A 21,869-nucleotide genomic window follows, 5' to 3' on the forward strand; every position below is an offset into this window, starting at 1 on the left:
GCAAATGTTGGCAAAAAGATTCACTCAAAACCTGATATATGTCAGGTTTTGAGTGATTTAAATTTTAGATCAAAATTTTCTTCAGCGATTCGGCTACACTGCGCCATAAAAAATTGTAAAAGGACTTTTCGGGAATTCGTTCCAATTCAACATCGGCATTTTTGGCTTTATTATCCGAGTCGTTTTTTACTAATAAATTGGCAACAGTACTTTTTAATTTAGCTTCCTTTTCCGGATTTTTCTTTTTGTAAAATTTCACTTTCAGATCATCATAAACCAATGCTGCATTTCCTTTTGCGGTAACATCATTTCCGTAAAAATCAAAACTATAGGTTTTAAAACTTCCCGTGAAAGAAGTATTCATATAAGGTTTGCTAAATTGAGTCATGGCAGCAACATCAAAATTAGAAATCTTTCCCTGAATATGAAAACTGTCTTTTACATCCAGTACATTAAAATTCCAGTTCACATGAAAAGGCGATGTTTTCATAAACCTGCAATTAATAGTAATTTTTACATCCTCCGCTTTCTTTAACCCAAAACCACTTTGAAGATTATTGGCCTGAAGATTAAAGTGATCGAAAGTCAGAATTCCCGGGCCTTTAGAAAAATCAATTTCTTCCTCATAAACCAATTTTGATTTTCGAATCAGCAAAGAATCAATCTTCATTGGGAATTTGATTTTTCTCAATAAATTGTTATACAGGTATTTTTTGCTTAAATCGTCTTTAGGCATTTTACTGCGGTAAATATTAGCATCAAAATGATCCATAACAACAGAAGAAGCATTAAGGAAAAAACGATCGTTCTTGAAACCCCATTTCAGATTGTTAATATTGGCAGAATCGACTTTTAAGGTGTAAATGTCTTTTTCCTTTTCCAGTTTCTGAACGAAAACTTTTCTCGAATATTCAGGTAAAAGTGAAAATTTATTGATTTTTATAAAGTTGTTTTCGGTAATAATTTTGCCAATACCAATTCGGTAAAAAGAATTCGGTTTGTAATAAAGGCTATCACAAACTAAAGTGTACTTTTCATATTGAAGTGGAATTTTTTCTTTTAAAGTAGCGTCCGTAATCAAAATACCTTCCAGTTTCAGAATGATTTTTTTGACATTCAGAATCGGTTTGTTGGTGTTCAGGGAAACAACATCTACCGCACCGTCATTTAGATAAATATTCTTTACAGCTATTATTTTTCGGAAAGGCTCAATAATTTGTGTCTGAATACTTTTGTTGTTATTCAGCAGTTTTTCTCCTTTTTTATATAAGATTACGCGTGGTTGATCTATCACAATACTTTCAGCCTGGATAATATCGCGAAAAGCCAGATCCCAAATATTAAAATGTTTGATCGTAACAGATTCAATTTTGGCATAAAGCCCGTTTTTACTGTCTTTAGGTTCATTTTTAGGATGCACCAATAAGGTCGTCGCAAAGATATTTCGGGATAGCAGTGAGACTTCTATTTTTTCATAATTGATATTATAGGCCGTATTGTTTTTCTTGTCAATAATAATGGGCAACTGTTTTTTTATCCAATAATTGAGGCCAATATTGATTAAAATCACAAAAAGGAAGACGGAAATTACACCGATTGCTATTTTTTTATAGATTGACATAGTAAAGTAATGGTTTTAATACATAAATTTAGGTTTTTAAAAGGAAGGTTTCTTACATGATTTTTCCTTTAAGTTACAACATTTATGAATCGTCCATTTATTTATACTTTTTTAAATATGAGAAAAATTAAAAAAATACTGTTGGTTTTATTGGTCTTAATTGTGGCTGTCGGAATTGGTTTATTTGCCTATATATTTCATCTTAAGCCTAAATATGACGGAGAATTGGAATTAAAAAATCTCCAGAAGGAAACAACAGTCTATTTTGATGATTTTGGAGTTCCTCATATTTATGCCGATTCAGAAAAAGATGCGATGACAGCTTTGGGTTACGTGCATGCACATGAAAGATTATGGCAAATGGAATTGTTGCGCCGAATTGCCCCGGGAAGATTATCTGAAATCTTCGGATCGGTAGCACTTAAAAATGATACTTTTTTCTCCGGAATTGGTATTGAAGAAGCTTCGGACAAAGCGATTTCCAAATTAGACAAGAACAGTCAGAGTTATCAGTTGGCGATGGCTTATCTGGACGGAATTAATCAGTATTTAGAAGAAGGTACCACACCGCTTGAATTTACATTAGTGGGTGTGAAAAAAGAAAAATTTACCATAAAAGACATTTATAACATTTTCGGTTATATGTCTTTTAGTTTTGCAATGGCTCAAAAAACGGATCCGTTCCTGACCGATATCCGCAGTAAATATGGTGCGGCATATCTGAAAGATTTAGGAATTGAAGGCGAATTTAATACCACGCAGATTAAAAGTTCTAAAGAAAATTTAGGGGAATATACTTCGATTGCAAAATCGGTAGCGGCTTTGTTAGACAAATCTCCGATTCCTCCATTCGTTGGCAGTAACAGTTGGGTGGTCGGACCCCATAAAACAAAAAGCGGAAAAGTTATTTTTGCGAACGATCCGCATATTGGATTTTCGCAGCCGGGAACCTGGTATGAAGCACATCTGGTAACGCCAAAGTATGAAATATATGGCTGTTATCTTGCGGGAACCCCGTTTCCTTTGTTAGCGCACAGCCGCGATTATGCTTATGGCCTGACGATGTTCGAAAATGATGATATCGATTTTTATCAGGAAACCAACAAGAAAGGAGACCCGGATCAATATCAGACGCCAACGGGTTTTAGTAACTATGAAACCATAAAAAAAACAATAAAAGTAAAAGATACATCAGATGTGGTTTTGACGTTTAAATCAAGTCGACACGGACCTGTTATGAATGATGTGCTGGAACATTTAGAAGGCAAAAATCCGATTGCGATGTCCTGGGTTTATACACAGCAGCCAATTCAGATTCTTGATGCTATTTACGGACTTTCCCATGCTAAAAGCAAAGCTGATTTTAGAAAAGCAGTTCAATTGGTAGCCGCTCCGGGACTGAATGTGATGTATGGCGATGCCAAGGGAAATGTGGCCTGGTGGGCGACTGGTAAATTGTATAAGCACAATAAAGGGGTAAATTCATTTTTTATCCTGGACGGTGCCAGTGGAAAAGATGATATCACAGAATATCTGGATTTTTCAAAAAATCCATCAGCTGAAAATCCGAAATGGGGATATGTTTATTCTGCCAATAATCAACCGGAAGCAGTTGATGGCTATTTATATCCCGGGTATTATCTGCCGGAAGATCGTGCGAAAAGAATTTCAGGATTATTAGACCCAAAATCAGACTGGGATAAAGAAGCGATCAGTAAAATGATTTACGACAATACGTCTGCGGTTGTTCCCGGAACGGTTGAAAGTCTAATTGCGAATGTCAATACTAATTCACTTTCCGCGGAAGAAAAACAGGCCATTGCAGTTTTGAAGTCCTGGAAAGGAAGTCATAATGTAGAAGATGTTGCCCCAACCATTTACAATAAGTGGATTTATCTCTATTTGAAAAATACTTTTGAAGACGAAATGGACGAGGATAATTTCAATTTGTTTGTCGGAATGCATTTAGCAAAGCAGATTATTGCGAAACAAATCAAAAATGAAAATTCAGTCTGGTGGGATAACATCAAAACAAAAAACACCAAAGAAACCAGAAGTGATATTGTTTCAAAATCATTTCATGAGGCTATTGCAGCGCTTCAAAAACAGTTAGGCAATCAGGTTTCCGATTGGAATTGGGGAAAAGTGCATACTGTTGAGCATGAACATCCGTTGGGGAAAATTGCGGCATTGCGAAAACTGTTTAATGTCGGGCCTTTTGCAGATCCGGGATCGAATGAGGTAATCAATAATCAGTTTTTTAGTTTTAGCAGTGACGGAAAATATGATGTAAAAGGCGGACCTTCAACCAGAAGAATTGTTGATTTTTCCGATATTGAAAACAGCTGGAGTATTTTGCCAACAGGGCAATCGGGAAATCAGTTCAGCAAACACTATAACGATCAGGCCGAAATGTATAACGCCGGTAAATTCAGAAAAATGAAAATGAACAAAGAAGAAATCATAAAAACGTCAACCAAACTGGTTCTAAAACCGCGGAAATAAAGGTTTCAAGTTTAAAACCTCAGAACCTTTGCTCCTTTGCCCCTCAGAACCTAAAAAAAACGGGAGATAAAAGTTTTAAACTTTTATCTCCCGTTTTTTTTACTTAGAAAGTAGATATTTACCCTTAACAATATCCCGGGCATAAATATCCAGATTATTAAGCAGGACTTTATTGGTCGTCATGGCATTTGTAGTTTGGTACGCACTGTCTTTTTCGTATGTTTTTAATAACGTCTCTAATTCGACTTCGTCATAAAAAGCAAACATATTATAAACGGCTTCCCTGAAGTTTTTAAAATTGATGGTTTCCGTTATGGCCATGGTTTTCTGGTCGTTCCATTTCTCTTTAGAAGCGGTTTCGTTTATTTTGCCAAGGCAATAATCAACAAAATAAGTTTTGTAATTGGTAGCTTCAATAATTTTGTTGACTATAATGGTATTTTGTTGAGAAGGCAGCGGCACATGCGTAGAAGCAGTCTGAGAAATGCAGACAGACGGCACAAACATTGCTAATACTAAAATAAAAAAGGAAAGTATTTTTAAATTTTTCATAGGTTTTTCAAAATTGTCCACAGCTTTTTTTACTGTAAATCAGGTTGATTTGGGATTACAAGATCTTTTTTTCGGGCACGGCTAAAATAGTATTTTTTATTGTAAATGGTCAATAGAAAAATGACTTTCAGACAAAAAAACTCCGACCATACCTTTTTAATTTTGTAGTGTCAGAGTTCGTAAGATTATGATTACCCGTAATTGGATGTTGATTTTTTGTATTATTTTCGGGAAGACCGCATTGCCTTCACAATTTTGAGGTTTTTATCTTTTAGCAGTTTTTGATACGCTTCGGTTTCCCTTCCCAAAAGGGCAATTTTTCCGTTTTCATTATGATGTACGCCCCAGCCATAACGCTTGGTTAATGGAGAAGCACGCAGGCAGGCTTGTCCTTTTGAAAAGAATTTTTCACGGGCTTCCTCATATTCAGATTCCGTTAAATCATTTTTGTCTGCAAAAACCTGAAATAAAACATCATCTGAAGAATATTCATACGGATGCTTGCTGATCATTTCAAATGTAATACCGGCAATGGTCTTTGCCTCTCCTTTTTGTTTGGGAATCTCACCACTCACCGCAGGACAATCTTCTGCCACTTCAATAAAAGTGTTTTCGTAGTTTGTGGTGTGAACTTTCATCTTATTTAGGTATAAAGGATAAATATAGCAATGCTAAAATAATGATTTTCAGATAAAAACTCCGATAACAGATTCTTAATTTCTGCTATCGGAGTTTACTAATTAACGAATATTGGTCTTATTATTTTTTGGAAATTTCTTCCAGAGCTTTTTTTCCGCTTTCATTTGTTGGATCCAGTTCCATTGATTTTTTATAATTTTCGATGGCCAGTTTAGTGTTTCCATCTTTCAGGTAAGCTTCTCCTAAACTGTCATACACATTTCCGGATTTAGGAAAAGTGGCAACATTTATTTTAAATATTTCGATAGCTTCTTTCGTTTTTCCGGTTTGCAGAAGTTGATATCCCACGTTATTTATGTCACCTTCCTTGATCCCGTAAGTAGGATCGTTTTTTAATTTTTGATACGTATCAATTCCGGCTGTCAGCCCTTTTGTTGCAAACACATCCAACAATTCAAAAGCCGTGGATTTTTTTGGCTGTTGATACGGCTGATTGTATAAAATGGCTCTAATCGCCTCATTCATTTCTCCTAAAACAGTTCCTCCTGTGTTGTTTAAGATGACAACCAGGTTTTTATCTGCCGGAAGACGCGATATAATAGTATTAAACCCGTTGATACCGCCGCCATGTTCGATCACCTTTAATTTGTCCTTACCTCCGTTTGCAAACTCTCCGATAAACCATCCGTATCCGTAAGCCTCGTCACCTTTACGGATATACGGTTTATATAGCAAATCCATTGATGCTGGTGAAAGTAATTTATTCGTATAAAGTGCCTGATCCCAAAGGTATAAATCCTCAACAGTACTGTACAAAGAACCTGCTGCGTACGGAATACTCATGTCAATATAAGAAGCATTAGTTATTATTTTGCCTCTTTTTTCATAACCTGCTGCTCTGTTTTTTAGTATAATATCACTGTGGTCATAACCCGTGTTGGTCATTTTCAATGGGGTCAGGATCGTTTCCTGTAAATACTGCTCGTACGATTTAGCGGTGATTTTTTCAATAATATAACCCAGTAAGAAATACCCGGAATTGCTGTAATTAAATTTTTCACCCGGTGTAAATTCAAGTGGTAAGTTTTGGAATGTCTTTACAAAATCTGCCGGAGTAAAGGGATTTCGGCTCTGATCTTTGAAAAAATTAGGGAACGAAGTATAATTTGGTATGCCCGAAGTATGTGTCAGCAAATGATGAATGGTAATTTTGTCACCCGTTGCTTTTGGATAATCCGGTAAATAAGTGGTGATCGGCACATCTAATTTTACTTTGCCTTCTTCCGCTAGCTTAACTATTAAAAGTGCCGTAAATTGTTTGCTGATAGAACCCAGCCTGAATTTGGTATCCGGTTGGTTTGGAATATTCCATTCCATATTAGCGAGACCGTATCCTTTTTTGAAAATTACTTTTCCATGTTCAGAAACCAGTACTGATCCGTTAAGTTGTCCATAGGTATTGTAAAGGCTCATTAACTGGTCAATTTGCTTTGCTTTGTCCTGAGCAAACGATAGTGTAATGGTAAAAAATGCAATCGCACAAACGGCAATTGATTTTAATAAAGAACGGTTTGATTGTTTTTTCATAGTGATTGATGATTAGTTGTAAAGATTAATAATTTATTCTTACAGGCTAATCTGTTAGACGAACAATTTTTTATTTAGTTTCAATAAAAGTCATTTTTTTCTTCTTTTTTTAAATGAATACCTGTAAGAGGTTAACTAAGAGTTGTTTTTATAAGGCCTGTTCTCGTAAGTAACGATTCGTTTCAATTTCCAGTCTTTGCCTTTTCGCTCCCAGATATGAATGAATTTTCCGGTTCCTTCCGGAATATCATTGGTAAAAAAAGTATGTTCTCCGACTTGTACGGCGCCAAAATCGCCTAATTTATCAATAGTGCAGCGGTCTAATTTCCGCGTTACTTTTTCGGCTCGGGTGTAATTTCCCGACAAAGCTTTTATTTCGTTGCCGTAAGGGATGTTAAATCCGTATCGGTCATCATAAAATTCTACATCATCGCCTATTATCTTTTTAAAAAGAGCAGCATCACACTGATTGAAGGCCACATCAAAAAGCAGGCTGTCCATTTTGATAATTTCAGTTTTTAACTGATCTGTTTTCAAATCTTCACTCTTTGTCTGGGCTAATGCTTCCCTGCTTAAAAACAGCATAAAGAGAACTAGTATGTTTATCATTGGTAGCATATTTAAATTTTTAGTACTTCAATTACTTAGTTTCAATATCAATCAGTCGTTTTCCGTTTTTACCTAAATAGTGTAAAAGTAATTTTTCGTAAACTTTATAGCCATCATCAACATTCGTAAAAATAAGTAAGCCTTGTTTGGTTTTGGGTAATATAAAAACAAGAGTCTGAACGCCTTTATCAGAACCCCCATGAGATAAAGCATATTCCCCGTTTTCAAGATCATATTTTTCAAAACCTAATCCAAAATGTTTGCCTTTTTCTGTTTCGACCTGATTGGTCGCCATTTCATCAAAAACCTTTTTGCTTAAACCGTCTCCATTCATTACGCTGCATAAAAATGTTCCGTAATCTTCAATCGTAGTCAGTAAATCATCCGCAGCATTTGCGGTTTTATTTTTATGGGTTTCATACGCATTTCCCTTGTTGTCGTATCCGGTTGCAAATCTGGATTCATCGGTTTTTTTATCCCAGAAATACTGGGTATCTGTCATTTTAAGAGGTTCGAATATCAGTTCAGAAGCCAGTTGATTTAATGTTTTGTGAAATTTACTTTCCAGCGCTTTTCTCAAATATTCTAAGCCTTCACCAGAATATTGATATTTTGTTCCGGGTTTGAATTTAAAATCCAGTTTACCCGATTCGTTCATAAATCTCCAATTCGGAAAACCGGTCTGGTGACTTAAAATAAGCCTCGTCGTCAGTAATTTGTTATTCGGGTCATTGGCGATATCAGGATCTGTCCAGTATTTGTAAACAGGTTCGTCTAAATCCCATTTTCCTGAACTGACCAGTTTTAATGCTACGATTGCTGTTATGGGCTTGGTTAATGAAGCTACATTCCAAATCGTGTTATACGGTGCCGGAACTCCTTTTTTGAGTTCGCCATATACTTTTATTTCCTGCAGTTTTCCGTTGTTGATAACGCCGATCCCAAGTGTTGGAATATTATTTTGTTTCAGCCATTTTTCAATTTCGGGATCATTGTCAAAAATGCTTGCTTTAGTTCCGGCCGTATTTTCGCTCTGATGATCGTAACTAAAAGAACGTCTCAGTTTCCAGACACCGTTTTCTAATAGCCAAACGTGGGTAAATCTTGCTGTGCTGCCAAAATGTTCTTTTGCATTCGCCAGAGATTCATTTTTACCTGCTGATTTTTCATAAAACTGATGAATTCCGTTTTGTAAAGCGCCATACAAAATACCTTTTTTGTATAACGGGAAAACTTCGGTACTGTTTGGCACTAAGTATCTTCTGGATTGATAAGTTCCGACTGAGCCACACAAACCTTTTTTAAGATTTTTCAGGAATAAAGCTTTGTCAGAAATACTGTCTTTGTCGTGATAAAACTCAAAGTTGTCGCTTAATAGGTTTTCAAATTGTGAGATGTCGCAAGTATTGAAGCCAACATTAAACAGAAGGCTGTCTCGGGACATAATAGTCTGGTAAAATGCTGAGGTTTTTTCTTCCTGGGAAAATCCAATATGGAACTGGAAAAATAGTATTCCAATTAAAATTGCTTTTAACCGGAAAATTGATTTGTTGATTTTCATTTTGTGATTGATTGATGATTAATGATTTACAAAAATACCTCAATCGGAGTTTACAAAATTGTACAAATGCGAATATTACCTTTTTTGGGAAAGAAAATACAAACTTGAATTAAACATTTTGGGAGTTGTTTTCGTTACATCTTTAAACTTTTTTATAAAATGTGACTGGTCAAAGTATTTGTTGTAAAGGGCAACATCGGTCAGGTTTAGTTTTTCCTGGCCCATCGTGAGCATTTGGTCTACCGATTTCCTGAATTTTAAAATCTGAATGTATTTTTTGATCGTCAGTCCCGTCGCAGTTTTAAACTTAATTTGCAATAACCGCTGAGAAAGGTCTAAGATTTTTCCAATTTCCGAAACCGAAATTTCTTCATTGTGAAGTTTGATGATTTCGCAGATTTTTTCGACCAAATTTTTATTTGGATTAGCAGTATTTAATTCTTCAAAATAAGAATTAACGATATTTAATAATAAAGTAATATCGCTGTTTAAATCAGCATCGGTTTTAGTTGAAAAGGGCAGTTCGTTTGAGTCAACTTTAATAATAGAATCAGAGAAATCCCTTAAATCATAATTCGGAAACATCGAAAGTGTCCAGGCGTGTAGTTGAATGATCGTAACTTTAGTTTCAGGCTGAATATTGACTAAAACCTTATTCGTCATTTGCGAGCAGAAATAAAACCCTTCGTTCATTTCGTACTTCTTTTTACTCGTATGAACTTCTATGAAATTTCCACTAACAATCGCCAGATTAAAACAGCCATTGGGTAAAACCAGTTTGTTTTCGATTAAAGTCTGGCCCGTGCTATTATCCAGACACCAGATTTTAGTAACGAATCTTTCGCACTTTTCACTCACATAATGTTCAGAGTATAGGTTCATTTTTTTTAGGTTCAAAGAGGCAAAGGAACAGAGGTTTTTTGCGTGCTTTTGAAATAGATTATTTTCCTTTTAGCAATTTCTCTATATATTCAACTTTGTCTTTTTCTGCCTGAACCAGACGTTCGTACAGTTCGACTACTTTATCGAGTGGATTGAAAGAGCAATTATGATTAACTGTTGGCCCGCTATTAATTACGGAACCTTCATAATTATTTTGAATATTATTTAAAACACTTTCATCGCTATAATTTTTGATTGCTTCAGCAGAAACTCCTAGTACTTCTGCAATTGCGTTTAGTCTGTCTTCATCAACAATTTCGCTTCCTTCAATGTTAGAAACAGATTGCTGACTGATGCCAATAGCGATGGCCAGTGCTTCCTGCTTCATGCCTCGTAATTCCCTGATACGGCTGATATTTCTGCCGATGTGTTTTGGTTTTATTGCTGTGCTCATAACTCAAAGGTATTTAAAATTCTTAAAAAAAATAGATTTTAGTGAAAAACAAGTTGGCGTTGGTGAGACACAACTTCTAATAGTTCGAAACAATAAAATCTCTTGCTTACTTGCGGTGCTGTAAAAGTAGGATTTTTACGTCAATTAATAAATTAAAAACAAAAAAATGAAAACAAAACAAGAAGAGTCCGCCACCGATTTTTTAAAATTAGTAAAAAACATGAAATATTTTACAAAACTAAAGTCCGATAACAGCAATGGGGATTTGTTTAATGTCACATTAAAAACAGCTTCGTATAACGAATTAAATCTAATGGTTTCCTGTCTGCTTAAAGCAAGTATTTGTGCGCTAAAAAATGATAATTCTGGTTATTCTTCTGCATCTGAGTCAGGAATTGATGTACTGCTTTTGCTTGAAATGGCCTTACAGCTTCTTCCGGACGAAGAGATGCAGTTACTGGATGAATTTCATAAAAATGCTATTGATCGAAAGGCTGAGCAGTAGAAAATCAGATTTGAATTTTAGAGAAATTCCGTGAAATAGTTTCTTTTAGTTGCAGCCCATTCTTCAATAATGATACTGTAGTAAACATCGTCTTTGCTTTTTCCCTCAGAATCAACGTAATTGTTTCGGAAGATCCCTTCTTTTAAGGCACCGAGTTTTTCAATCGCACTTTGGGATCTTTCATTTTCAAGATCAGCACTAAATTGTATTCTTCTGAATTGGATATTTTCAAAGCCAAAATTCAATAATTCAAACTTACATGCTTTGTTTAAACTCGTTCCCTGAAATTCTTTTGCGTACCAGGTCCAGCCAATTTCGCATTTTTGGCTTGTCTGGTTTAAGTAGCCGTAACGGGTACTTCCGGCCACTTTGTTGGTGGCTTTGTCGATAATCAAAAACGGATAACAAATTCCGGCTGCTTTTTGTTTTAACGTATTTGTAATATAATTTTCAAAATCAAGATCATTTCGGACATACATCCCCATGTATTTCCATATTTCGTCATCAATAATGATAGCTTTGAGTTCGATGTTTCTTTCGTCTTCAAAGGGAAGCAGTAGGACTTTCTCGTTTTCTAAAATAATATTTGTTTGTAATAATTCTGTTCTCATAAGTTTTTTTTTGGTTGGAATTTCCTCGCAAAGACGCAAAGTCGCAAAGTTTTCAAAGCGTGCTGTCATTTCGACCGAAGGGAGAAATCGCATTAGAAACTCCGTAAAGAAAGTCAACAATCTTTGTCTAATTTCTTTTGTGATTTCTCCCTTCGGTCGAAATAGAAAAAAGCTTTGCGCCTTTGCGAGATTATTTCTTTAGCGAAAATAGTCTTTTCCAAATGGCAAATAAATCATTAAAAACGAGAATTTGTTATGAAAAACAGAGTTGCATGAGGGATTACTTCACATAATTTTATTTTAATTGGAGTTCAGTGAATTTCATTTGAAACGGCATCCTTTTGTGGCAATGCGCGGTGCTATTGTCAGCCACAAAAGATACAGTGGATAGCCCGACCCGCTTTTTTCGGCGGGTCATGCCCATATAAATCATAAATATTTCCTTTATTTTTAAGCTCTTGTAGAATTATTACTTATTTTTACGATCTTATTATTTAGATTATTTTTGATGCAAACTCCACTTAAAATTGCTGTTGTCGGTTCTGGATTGGTAGGATCACTTTTGGCAATTTATCTTAAAAAAGCAGGTCACACCGTTCATGTTTATGATCGTAGTCCTGATATCCGTCAAATAAATTTTTCGGGACGTTCCATCAATCTGGCGATGTCTAACAGAGGCTGGAAAGCGCTGGATGGTGTTGGCGTTGGTGATTCGGTTCGAGAAATCGCAATTCCCATGGACAAACGCGCCATTCATTTGGTTGATAAACTCAATTTTCAGAATTACGGTCAGGAAGGCGAATCGATTTATTCGATTTCACGGGGAACGCTGAACAGGAAGATGATCGACCTTGCAGAACAAGCCGGAGCAGAATTTTTCTTCGATCAGAAAATCTGGGATGTGACGCTGAGTGATGCAACGCTTCATATTGGCGAAACCGAAAGAGGAGAGTGGGAGGAGAAGAAATTTGATATGGTTTTTGGTGCCGATGGCGCTTTTTCCAGAATCAGACACCGAATGCAGCGCCAGAGTATGTTCAATTATTCGCAGGAATTTTTGAATATGGGTTACAAAGAATTAAATATTCCCGCAAATTCAGATGCTTCACATAAATTAGATAAAAACTCTTTTCATATCTGGCCGCGCGGCGAATACATGTTAATCGCGCTTCCGAATCTTGATGGCAGTTTTACCTGTACGCTGTTTATGCCTTTTGAGGGTGAAAATTCATTTGCCTCCTTAACAGACCGCAAAATGGTAGAAGATTTCTTCGAGAAAAACTTCCCGGATTCAATAGAAGTAATTCCCGAACTGGCAGAAGATTTCTTTAAAAATCCAACCAGTACTCTGGTTACCATGAAATGTTTTCCGTGGACATATGAAGATAAAATTGCTTTAATGGGAGATGCCTGTCACGCTATTGTTCCGTTTTACGGACAAGGAATGAATGCAGGTTTTGAAGATATTACGGTTTTAAATGAAATGATTGAAAAGTACGGCGATGACTGGAAAAAAGTGTTCTTCGAATATCAGATTTCACGTAAACCCAATGCTGATGCAATTGCGGAACTTTCGTATCGTAATTTTATGGAAATGAGCACGAAAACGGCGGATGAAAAATTCTTGCTGCAAAAGAAAATCGAAAAAGCATTTTCAGATAAACACCCCGATAAATGGATTCCGTTATACAGTCGCGTAACCTTTAGCGACCGTCCCTACGCAGAAGCTTTGGCAATTGGAGATTTCCAGAACGGAATTATGGACGAGATCTTAAAACTCGATAATATTGAAAATAAGTGGAATACTACCGAAATCGAAAATAAGATTCTGGAGCTGTTGCAAAAAGCGTAATGTTTTAAAACATGTAAGTTATATAAGTTCATATAAAAATCGTGCGTGTAGATTAAATGAACTTATATAACTTATATGGTTAGTTTTTTTACTTCTTGAATATTTTCGAAAGAACTCCAAAAACACCTCTGATAAAAGTAGCACTTGTAACCACTTTTAAAACAGATTTAGTAACAACACTTGCTGTGCTTTGTTCTGATTTTGAGGAGCTTACCGGAGCTTGTTCTTCCTGTTCAGCAGCAGCCTGATTAGCGCTTTCAATTTTTTTAGTCAGGATTTCGTAGGCACTTTCGCGATCCATTTCTTCACTGTACTTTTTTACCAATTTCGATTTGTTGTTGATGGCCTCAATTTCATCGGCAGACAAAATATCCATTCGGCTCATGGGTGCGCGCATCATGGTGGCTACAAGCGGTGTTGGAATTCCTTTTTCATTCAATGCGGTTACCAGTGCTTCTCCAATTCCTAAATTGGTAAGTAATTCATCTGTTTTGTAATAGACAGAAGTAGGGTAGTTGTCCGCTGTTTTTTTAATTGCCTGTCTGTCATTTGCTGTAAATGCTCTAAGGGCATGCTGGATTTTTAATCCCAATTGCGCCAGAACACCACTCGGAACATCCATCGGGTTTTGGGTAACGAAATAAACACCAACCCCTTTAGAACGAATCAGTTTTACAATCGTTTCAATTTGTTCTAAAAGAGCCTTGCTGGCTTCGTTGAAAATTAAATGCGCCTCATCAATAAAAATGACCAGTTCAGGCTGATCGGCATCTCCTTTTTCAGGCATTTGCTGATAAATTTCGGCCAGTAAGCTCAGCATAAAAGTAGAGAATAACTTAGGCTTATCCTGAATATCCGTTAAACGGATGATGTTTACGTAGCCTTTTCCGTTTTTATCAATTCGCATCAAATCATCAATTTCGAAAGATAATTCCCCGAAAAACAAATCTCCTCCCTGTTGTTCCAATTCAATTATTTTTCTCAGAATAGTTCCGGTCGTAGCGGTTGAAATTTTGCCGTAAGAAGCGGTAATCTCATCTTTTCCTTCCTCCGTAATAAAATTGATGACTTTTTTGATGTCTTTCAAATCAAGCAAAGGCATCTGATTGTCATCGCAATATTTGAAGATTACAGATACCACTCCGGCCTGCGTATCATTCAAATCCAAAATTCGGGAAAAAAGGACAGGGCCGAACTCTGAAACTGTAGCGCGTAAACGGACTCCGTTTTGTTTAGATAAAGACATTAGTTCAACCGGAAATGCAGCTACATTATAAGGTATATTTATTTTGCTATGTCGTTCTGTAATAAAACCTTCTTCTTTTCCTTCTTTTGCAATTCCGCTAAAATCACCTTTTATGTCCATCATTAAAACAGGAATTCCGGCATTCGATAATTGTTCTGAAAAAACCTGAATAGTTTTCGTTTTCCCGGTACCGGTTGCGCCTGCTATTAATCCGTGTCTGTTTAAGGTTTTTAAAGGAATTTTGACATGCACTTCAGCAAGTGGTTCTCCGTCAAGAATGGCGCCTCCCAGAATAATACTGTCCCCTTTTGATGAATAGCCATTGTTTATTTCCTGAACGAAATTATCTTTTTTATTCATGATTTTATTTGTAATTTAGATGATTATAAGAGTTTTGCTTTGTTTTTTAACAATTTGGCTTAGTTTTTTTTAGTAGGAAAAAGCTTTTCGCTGTTAAAAATAAAACAAAAAATAATTTCGCAACTTTTTAAGAAGATATCAACGGAATGTTTGAATATTTACTAAAACGTTGTAATTTTCCCAGAAATCATCCTGTTTTTTGTTTTATCTAAAAAACAACGGTGGCAATTTAATGAGATATTTTTTAAATTGACGTTAAATTTCCTTCAATAAAATTAAAAAAAGTTTTTTTATTTAAACTAAACGTATAAATTTGCTCCTCTACAAGTTAAATATAACTAAAAAATAAAAATTATTTAAAACTATTAAAATTAAAAAAAATGGCAAACGTTAAAGTTAAAAAAGAAAGTACTTCAAATGGAGGAGGAATGATTACTGGAATCATTATTGTTGCGTGTATTTTGGTTGGGGTCTTTATTTGGAAAGTAATCATGGGAGATGCTTCTAACTTCGAGGGAGGGAATCCTGAAACTGGTCATCCAATCAATACATTAGGTCAGGTATATAAAGGAGGATTCATTGTACCAGTTTTGTTAGGTATGTTTTTAATGGTTGTTGTATTTTCAATTGAAAGATTTATCGTTATCGGAAAAGCAGCTGGAAAAGCTAATTTAGATAAATTCATGAAAAGCGTTCAGGGAAGTATTAAAGAAGGTAACATCGAAGCTGCAATCGCTTCATGTGACAAACAACAAGGTTCAGTTGCAAATGCAATTAAATCTGCTTTAATTAAATACCAGGACGTTAAAAAAGAAGGATTCAACAGTGAAGAAGCTTCAGAAGTAATCCACAAAGAAATCGAAGAGGCAACTTCATTAGAAATGCCAATGTTAGAAAAAAATATGACTATCATCTCTTCTTTAGTATCATTGGGAACTTTAGGAGGATTATTAGGAACTGTATCTGGTATGATTAAAGCGTTTGGTGCGTTAGCTTCTGCTGGAACTCCAGACCAGGCTGCTCTTGCAACAGGTATTTCTGAAGCACTTATCAACACTGCAACAGGTATCTCTACTTCAATCCTTGCAATTGTATCTTACAACTTCTTTACAGCTAAAATTGATGATTTAACTTACTCTATCGATGAGGCTGGTACTACAATCGTAAACACTTACAGAAGATTCAGAGGAAGTTTGAAACAATAATTAATTTTTGATATTAATACTATCAAAATAATAAAATAAAAGAGAATGGCTAAATTAAAAATGAAAAAAAAGTCAACATCGACAGATATGACTGCCATGTGCGATGTTGCGTTCCTTTTGCTTACGTTCTTTATTTTGACTGCTACAGCTAAAGTGCCGGAAGCACTTCCTGTAGATATGCCTTCTTCTGTTGCTCAAACTAAATTGCCTGATACGGATTTAGCTATTATTACAATAGGTAAAGGCGCAGACGGAAAAAGTAAAGTGTTCTTTGACATTAAAGGAAGAGAGATTCGTAAAAGAACTCTTGAAGGAATGGGAGCAAAATTAGGTGTGACTTTCTCAGAAGAAGATAAAACTAAATTTGCTTTAATGGATGACTTTGGTGTGCCATTAGCAAATTTAAAGCAAATCATCGACATGAAAGCGTCTGATAGAACTAAAGCTAATCAACCTGGAATTCCAATGGATTCTTTAAACAATCAATTAAAAGACTGGCTTTTGGTTTCAAGAAGAGCTGCGATTGATATTGATAACAAAGAATTGCAAATTGCAATAAAAGGTGATGCTAAAGAAGAATATCCACAAATCAGAAAGATCATGGATATTTTACAAGATCAGAAAATCAATTCCTTTAACTTAGTTACTGGTATGAGAGATAAAAACTTTTAATTAAAAAAGATACACTAAAATGGCTGAATTAAATACCGGCGACGGTGGTGGCGGAAAAGGTGGTAAAGTAAGAAGTAAAAAGCAGAATTCTAAGGTCGATTTAACGGCAATGGTGGATTTGGCATTCTTATTGATCACATTCTTTATGTTAACCACATCGTTGTCAAAACCTCAATCGATGGATTTGTCTCTGCCAGATAAAGATCCTAATGAGAAAGATACGAAGGATACCAAAGTAGATGAGAACCGTACGATGACTGTAATGCTGGCGGGTGATAATAAGATGGTTTATTATATGGGATTGCTTGCAACTCCTAAAGTTGGACCAAAAGATATCACTTATGGTAAAAACGGAATTCGTAAAGTTTTATTGACTCAAAAAAGAGCAGTTTTGGCGTATTCTACAGCTTTAGGAAAACCTAAAAATGGAATTATAGTTATTATTAAGCCAACTAAAAAATCAAATTACCGCAATTTGGTTGATATCTTGGATGAAATGGCTATCACCGGAGTTGAGACTTATGCTATCGTTCCTGAGTTTTCACCTGAAGAAACAAAATTGGTAGAAAAAAAATAAGAGCGATCTTGTTTTATTGATACCCTAATACTCAAGAAAAATGAAATTAGATATAATTAAAAATCAGTGGCTTGATATCGTATTCGAAGGGCGTAATAAGATATATGGTGCATATGAGTTAAGAAAATCGAACCGTAATACGACTATAAAGGCGCTTATTATTGGTTCAGTTATTTTTAGCTTTGCTGTTGCAGCTCCTCTTATTGCAAGCTTGTTACCGGATTCTGAGGAAGAGGTAGTGAATAACGATATTAAAATTGCGACAGTAAAGATTGCTCCTAAAAAAGAGGAGATTAAGCCAAATCAACCACCACCACCACCACCGCCACCAAAAGTGGATCAGGTTAAGTTTGTGAAACCGGTAGTTGCCAAAGCAAATGAAATTACTGAAGACCCACCAAAAATTGTGGATCTTAAGGATAAGAAAGTAGGTAACGAAACTATCAAAGGAGATCCGGATGCAGTTTTAACTGTAGATGAACCAGTTGGTAAAGGACCGGTAACTGAAATCATACAGGAAGATAATAATGTTTATAATACAGCTGGTATCGAGGTAAAACCTGATTTCCCGGGAGGTATTGAAAAATTCTACAAGTTCGTAGGAAACAATTATAAAACTCCTGAAGAAGAAGGTTTAAAAGGTAAAGTATATGTTACTTTTGTAGTTGAAAAAGACGGTTCATTAACCGACATTAAAGTTTTAAGGGATATCGGTTACGGTACAGGAGCAGAAGCAATTCGTGTTCTTAAAAAATGTCCAAAATGGACTCCCGGCGAGCAAAATGGTAAAAAAGTTAGAGTACTTTACTCTCTTCCTATTACTATTCAATCTGCAGAATAATGTTAAAAGATATGCTTAATAATATTCAGAAGAAATCGCTCAAAGAGCGATTTCTTCTTGTTTTAGGAATACTGTTTTTTTTAATATATCTTGTACTGGGTTTAATGATTATGTTCTGGAAGAAACTTCCATTGGATATGGAACCCAAATATAGATATGCTTTTGGAGGATTGCTGATCGTTTATTCGGCAATTCGTTTTTTGAGATTAATTAATTCAAACGCAGAATAAGTATGTTGAAATATAGCAAAGTTGCAGGTTTGGTTGTTTTTGTTTTTTTGTTTGCCATGTGCAACCAAAAAAGTAAAAATGAAGCTGATAAAGAGACAATTTTAAAAGGGGCACTTGATATTACCGTAGATGAGACAGTAAAACCGATTATTGAAGATCAGGTAGCTGTTTTTGAGGGAACTTACTATGGTTCGAAAATTTCAATAACTCCTAAATCTGAATCAGAATTAATAAATGATTTATTAAACCAACGTACAAAAGTTGTAGTTACTACCAGAAATCTTACAAAAGAAGAATTGACAAGATTTAAGAAAAGTAAAATTCAGCCTAGGGTTACGCCTTTCGGAACAGATGCTATTGCTTTTATTTCAAACAAAAGTAATAATGATACATTAATTGCGTTGAAGACAGTAATTGATTTTATGCAGGGTAAGTCTGATCCAAGATTTGACGGTCTGGTATTTGATAATCCAAATTCAAGTACAGTACGTTATATGAAAGAATTAGCCAAAGTAAAAGAATTGCCTGCAAAAGGTGTCTTTTCTTTTAAAACTAACGACGAAGTGATTAAATTCGTTTCGGAGAATGATGGTATGATTGGAATTATTGGCATGAATTGGCTTTCACAACCATCGGCAAATATGGATGATGTATTAAAGAATATAAATGTTCTGAGTGTTAAAGGTCTAAATAGTGATAAGTACTATAGCCCGACTCAAAATGATCTTGCTGAATTGAAATACCCTTTGGCACGTGATTTGTATATTATAAATTGTCAGGGGTATACTGGGTTAGGAATGGGACTGGCCTCATTTATATCTGGAGACATTGGACAGCGTATTGTTCTAAAATCGGGATTGTTGCCTGTTAGAACTCCGGGTAGAAAACTTAGTATTAGAAAAGAAATTATAAAAGATAAAGAATAAATTAATTACTATAAAGATGAATAAATTTAAAATTTTTAGTCTTGCCTTAGTTGCATCAGCTTCTGTTGCAAAAGCGCAAGACATCAACGAAGCTAAAAAAGCAATTGATGCTGAACAATTTCAAAAAGCAAAATCGTTGCTGAAATCAATTATTAAAGCAAAACCATCTGACGGTGAGGCAAATTTTGTGTTGGGTAATGTATACTTAAATCAATCTGTCATGGATTCAGCTAAAATCTATTACCTAAATGGATTAGAAGCATCTGACAAGAAAAATTTAAACTACATTGGACTAGGTCAATTAGATCTTGATAGTAAAAATGCAGCCGGAGCTCAGGCTAATTTTGCTTTAGCAACAAAAGATATTAAACGTAAGGATGTAAATGAATTTATTTACATTGGTAGAGCTTATATGAATTCAGTAAATCCTGATTATAAAAGTGCCATTACCAGCTTACAAAAAGCTTTAGCAATCGAACCTCAAAATCCTTCTGCACTTTTGGCAATCGGTGATGCTTATTACGGAGCAAGTAATCAAAATGATGCTTATAAAGCATATCGTGATGCGTTTACAGCAGATCCAAAACTTTTAAGAGCAAAAATGCAATTAGGAGTTTTATTAAAAGGAGCTAAATCATACGAAGAAGCAATTAAAGCTTTTAATGAAGTTATTGCGTTAAATCCTAATTATGGTCCTGTTTATAGAGAATTAGCTGAAACATATTACAAATGGGGAAGAAATAAAACATCTACTGCCAAAGTTAATATGCAAAATGCAATTACAAACTATGAGAAGTATTTAAGTCTTACAGATTACTCTTTAGATTCTAAAATGCGTCATGCGGATTTCTTAATCTTAGTGAAAGATTACAAAACTTTAGAAACTGTTGCAAATAAGATGATTGCTGAGGATAAAGTTAATCCAAGAATTTACAGATATTTAGGATATGCTGCTTACGAAAACGGAAATGTTGATGTAGCAATTAAATCTATTGAAGATTTTATCAAAGTACCTTCAAACAAAGTAATCGGTAGAGACTATTTGTATTTAGGTTTATCTAAAATTAAAAAAGGAACTAACGCTGAAGGTGTTGTGGATCAGGCAGCTTTTGATGCCGGTGTAGCTGATATCAAAAAAGCAATTGAACTAGAGCCTCTAGTAGTAGAAGAACTTGCTGATTTAGGAAAAGCATTATTTGGTAAAAAACAGTTTGCACAAGCTGCTACTATTTTTGAACTTGCTGTTAATAACAGTGAATCTAAAAATTATTTAGATGATAATGTTTATTATGGTATTTCACTTTATTATGCTAATGTAAATAAACCTGCAGGTACTGCTCCAAATGCTGAAGCATTAGCTAAGGCAGAAGCTGCTTTCGACAGAGTTTTAGTTGCTTCTCCTACTTATGATGAAGCGTACTTATACAAAGGAAGAATCAATAACTTGCTTGAAAAAGATGATTTAATCATTAAGAACTACGAAGAGTATGTAACTAAAACAACTGCAAAAGGTGCTGAAGAATTGGCAAAACCTGCAACAGTTAAGAAAATAGTGGAAGCTTACAATAGTATTGGTGCCAGTTATGCTAATACTGATAAAGTTAAAGCAGTTGAATATTTCAATAAGACTTTAGCTTTAGATCCAGCAAACACTTATGCTGCACAATCTGTAAAAGCTTTAAAATAATCTAAGCTCTAATTATAGTAAATAAAAAACCGATAGTTCGCTTTGAACTATCGGTTTTTTTATGTTCCGTATTTAATTGACTATCTTTGCACTTTAAAATAAAATAATGTTAGCTAAAGAAATACAATTAGAAGTGAATAAAGGTGCTATGTTGCCTTTGATGGAAGAGTTTTATACGATTCAGGGAGAAGGTTTTCATACAGGAACTGCTGCTTACTTTATAAGAATTGGAGGTTGTGATGTTGGTTGTCACTGGTGTGATGTGAAGGAAAGCTGGAATGCAGAATTACATCCGCCAACAAGTGTTGATTTAATTGTAAAAAATGCTTCGGCCTACGCAGATACTGTCGTAATTACTGGTGGAGAACCCTTAACGTGGGACATGACTTTGTTGACGCAACAATTAAAAGACAGGAATTTAAAAGTTCACATTGAAACTTCTGGTGCTTATCCGTTATCCGGAACCTGGGATTGGATTTGTCTTTCTCCTAAAAAGAATAAATTGCCAACTCAAACCGTATACGATAACGCCCATGAGTTAAAAGTGATTATATACAATAAACATGATTTTATATTTGCAGAGGAACAAGCTGAATTGGTAAATGATAATGCTATTTTATTTCTTCAGCCCGAATGGAGCAAAAAAGAAGAAATGACCCCATTGATTGTAGACTATGTAATGAATCATCCAAAATGGAGAGTTTCGCTCCAAACACATAAATATTTGAATATTCCTTAAATCAGACA

21 protein-coding genes are annotated in these 21,869 nt (G+C 35.1%); 11 read left to right on the forward strand and 10 right to left on the reverse strand.

The genetic code is table 11. The features are described 5' to 3' along the window. Window positions 1-64 precede the first annotated feature (64 nt). The gene (locus HAV12_RS03260; protein ID WP_171568445.1) at window positions 65-1,621 is read right to left on the reverse strand and encodes a hypothetical protein; all 1,557 of its coding nucleotides are present in this window, start codon (window positions 1,619-1,621) and stop codon (window positions 65-67) included. Window positions 1,622-1,738: 117 nt separating this feature from the next. Here HAV12_RS03260 and HAV12_RS03265 point away from each other — a divergent pair, with 117 nt between their 5' ends. Then, window positions 1,739-4,126 (forward strand): penicillin acylase family protein, encoded by a 2,388-nt coding sequence (locus HAV12_RS03265; RefSeq protein WP_171568446.1) that lies wholly within the window; start codon window positions 1,739-1,741, stop codon window positions 4,124-4,126. 99 nt (window positions 4,127-4,225) lie between these two features. Here the strand turns inward: HAV12_RS03265 and HAV12_RS03270 are convergent, their stop codons facing one another. From HAV12_RS03270 to HAV12_RS03300, 7 genes are all read right to left on the reverse strand, one after another. Continuing rightward, window positions 4,226-4,678, reverse strand: a complete 453-nt coding sequence (locus HAV12_RS03270) for a hypothetical protein (protein ID WP_132037403.1) — start codon at window positions 4,676-4,678, stop codon at window positions 4,226-4,228. Window positions 4,679-4,899: 221 nt separating this feature from the next. After that, window positions 4,900-5,316: a DUF6157 family protein gene (locus HAV12_RS03275; protein WP_171568447.1), complete on the reverse strand. Its 417-nt coding sequence runs from the start codon at window positions 5,314-5,316 to the stop codon at window positions 4,900-4,902. A 121-nt stretch (window positions 5,317-5,437) separates the two neighbouring features. Then, window positions 5,438-6,904, reverse strand: a complete 1,467-nt coding sequence (locus HAV12_RS03280) for a serine hydrolase (protein WP_171568448.1) — start codon at window positions 6,902-6,904, stop codon at window positions 5,438-5,440. Between the two features lie 135 nt (window positions 6,905-7,039). Then, window positions 7,040-7,513: a DUF4440 domain-containing protein gene (locus HAV12_RS03285; protein ID WP_240345227.1), complete on the reverse strand. Its 474-nt coding sequence runs from the start codon at window positions 7,511-7,513 to the stop codon at window positions 7,040-7,042. A gap of 31 nt (window positions 7,514-7,544) precedes the next feature. Continuing rightward, entirely contained in the window at window positions 7,545-9,074 is a 1,530-nt protein-coding gene (locus tag HAV12_RS03290; protein WP_171568450.1) for a serine hydrolase, read from the reverse strand. 75 nt (window positions 9,075-9,149) lie between these two features. Beyond that, complete coding sequence (locus tag HAV12_RS03295; protein ID WP_171568451.1) at window positions 9,150-9,956, reverse strand: AraC family transcriptional regulator; 807 nt, start codon at window positions 9,954-9,956, stop codon at window positions 9,150-9,152. A 58-nt stretch (window positions 9,957-10,014) separates the two neighbouring features. Further along, a complete protein-coding gene (locus HAV12_RS03300; protein WP_171568452.1) occupies window positions 10,015-10,410 on the reverse strand; it encodes a helix-turn-helix domain-containing protein in 396 nt (131 codons plus the stop codon). Between the two features lie 166 nt (window positions 10,411-10,576). On the opposite strand from HAV12_RS03300, the gene HAV12_RS03305 reads away from it, so the two are divergent. After that, window positions 10,577-10,915 (forward strand): hypothetical protein, encoded by a 339-nt coding sequence (locus HAV12_RS03305; protein WP_171568453.1) that lies wholly within the window; start codon window positions 10,577-10,579, stop codon window positions 10,913-10,915. A gap of 17 nt (window positions 10,916-10,932) precedes the next feature. Here the strand turns inward: HAV12_RS03305 and HAV12_RS03310 are convergent, their stop codons facing one another. Then, window positions 10,933-11,526: a GNAT family N-acetyltransferase gene (locus tag HAV12_RS03310; RefSeq protein WP_171568454.1), complete on the reverse strand. Its 594-nt coding sequence runs from the start codon at window positions 11,524-11,526 to the stop codon at window positions 10,933-10,935. Window positions 11,527-12,034: 508 nt separating this feature from the next. Here HAV12_RS03310 and HAV12_RS03315 point away from each other — a divergent pair. After that, window positions 12,035-13,378, forward strand: coding sequence for an NAD(P)/FAD-dependent oxidoreductase (locus HAV12_RS03315; protein ID WP_171568455.1), 1,344 nt, complete (start codon window positions 12,035-12,037; stop codon window positions 13,376-13,378). 88 nt (window positions 13,379-13,466) lie between these two features. On the opposite strand, the gene HAV12_RS03320 is transcribed toward HAV12_RS03315, so the two are convergent. After that, a complete protein-coding gene (locus HAV12_RS03320; protein ID WP_171568456.1) occupies window positions 13,467-14,984 on the reverse strand; it encodes a helicase HerA-like domain-containing protein in 1,518 nt (505 codons plus the stop codon). Window positions 14,985-15,364: 380 nt separating this feature from the next. Here HAV12_RS03320 and HAV12_RS03325 point away from each other — a divergent pair, with 380 nt between their 5' ends. From HAV12_RS03325 to HAV12_RS03360, 8 genes are all read left to right on the forward strand, one after another. Next, window positions 15,365-16,189, forward strand: coding sequence for a MotA/TolQ/ExbB proton channel family protein (locus tag HAV12_RS03325; protein WP_171568457.1), 825 nt, complete (start codon window positions 15,365-15,367; stop codon window positions 16,187-16,189). Window positions 16,190-16,234: 45 nt separating this feature from the next. Further along, window positions 16,235-16,861, forward strand: coding sequence for a biopolymer transporter ExbD (locus HAV12_RS03330; protein WP_127340436.1), 627 nt, complete (start codon window positions 16,235-16,237; stop codon window positions 16,859-16,861). A gap of 19 nt (window positions 16,862-16,880) precedes the next feature. Beyond that, a complete protein-coding gene (locus HAV12_RS03335; protein WP_171568458.1) occupies window positions 16,881-17,438 on the forward strand; it encodes a biopolymer transporter ExbD in 558 nt (185 codons plus the stop codon). A 40-nt stretch (window positions 17,439-17,478) separates the two neighbouring features. Continuing rightward, the gene (locus HAV12_RS03340; protein WP_171568459.1) at window positions 17,479-18,279 is read left to right on the forward strand and encodes an energy transducer TonB; all 801 of its coding nucleotides are present in this window, start codon (window positions 17,479-17,481) and stop codon (window positions 18,277-18,279) included. Beyond that, the gene (locus HAV12_RS03345) at window positions 18,279-18,509 is read left to right on the forward strand and encodes a hypothetical protein (protein ID WP_026983456.1); all 231 of its coding nucleotides are present in this window, start codon (window positions 18,279-18,281) and stop codon (window positions 18,507-18,509) included. The genes HAV12_RS03340 and HAV12_RS03345 overlap by 1 nt, the downstream gene beginning before the upstream one ends. A 2-nt stretch (window positions 18,510-18,511) precedes the next feature. Further along, window positions 18,512-19,435: a PstS family phosphate ABC transporter substrate-binding protein gene (locus HAV12_RS03350; protein ID WP_171568460.1), complete on the forward strand. Its 924-nt coding sequence runs from the start codon at window positions 18,512-18,514 to the stop codon at window positions 19,433-19,435. A gap of 16 nt (window positions 19,436-19,451) precedes the next feature. Then, complete coding sequence (locus HAV12_RS03355) at window positions 19,452-21,122, forward strand: tetratricopeptide repeat protein (protein WP_171568461.1); 1,671 nt, start codon at window positions 19,452-19,454, stop codon at window positions 21,120-21,122. A 106-nt stretch (window positions 21,123-21,228) separates the two neighbouring features. After that, window positions 21,229-21,861: a 7-carboxy-7-deazaguanine synthase QueE gene (locus HAV12_RS03360; protein ID WP_171568462.1), complete on the forward strand. Its 633-nt coding sequence runs from the start codon at window positions 21,229-21,231 to the stop codon at window positions 21,859-21,861. Window positions 21,862-21,869: the final 8 nt, after the last annotated feature.

This window comes from Flavobacterium sp. CLA17, assembly GCF_013112255.2.
Taxonomy (GTDB): Bacteria; Bacteroidota; Bacteroidia; order Flavobacteriales; family Flavobacteriaceae; genus Flavobacterium; species Flavobacterium circumlabens.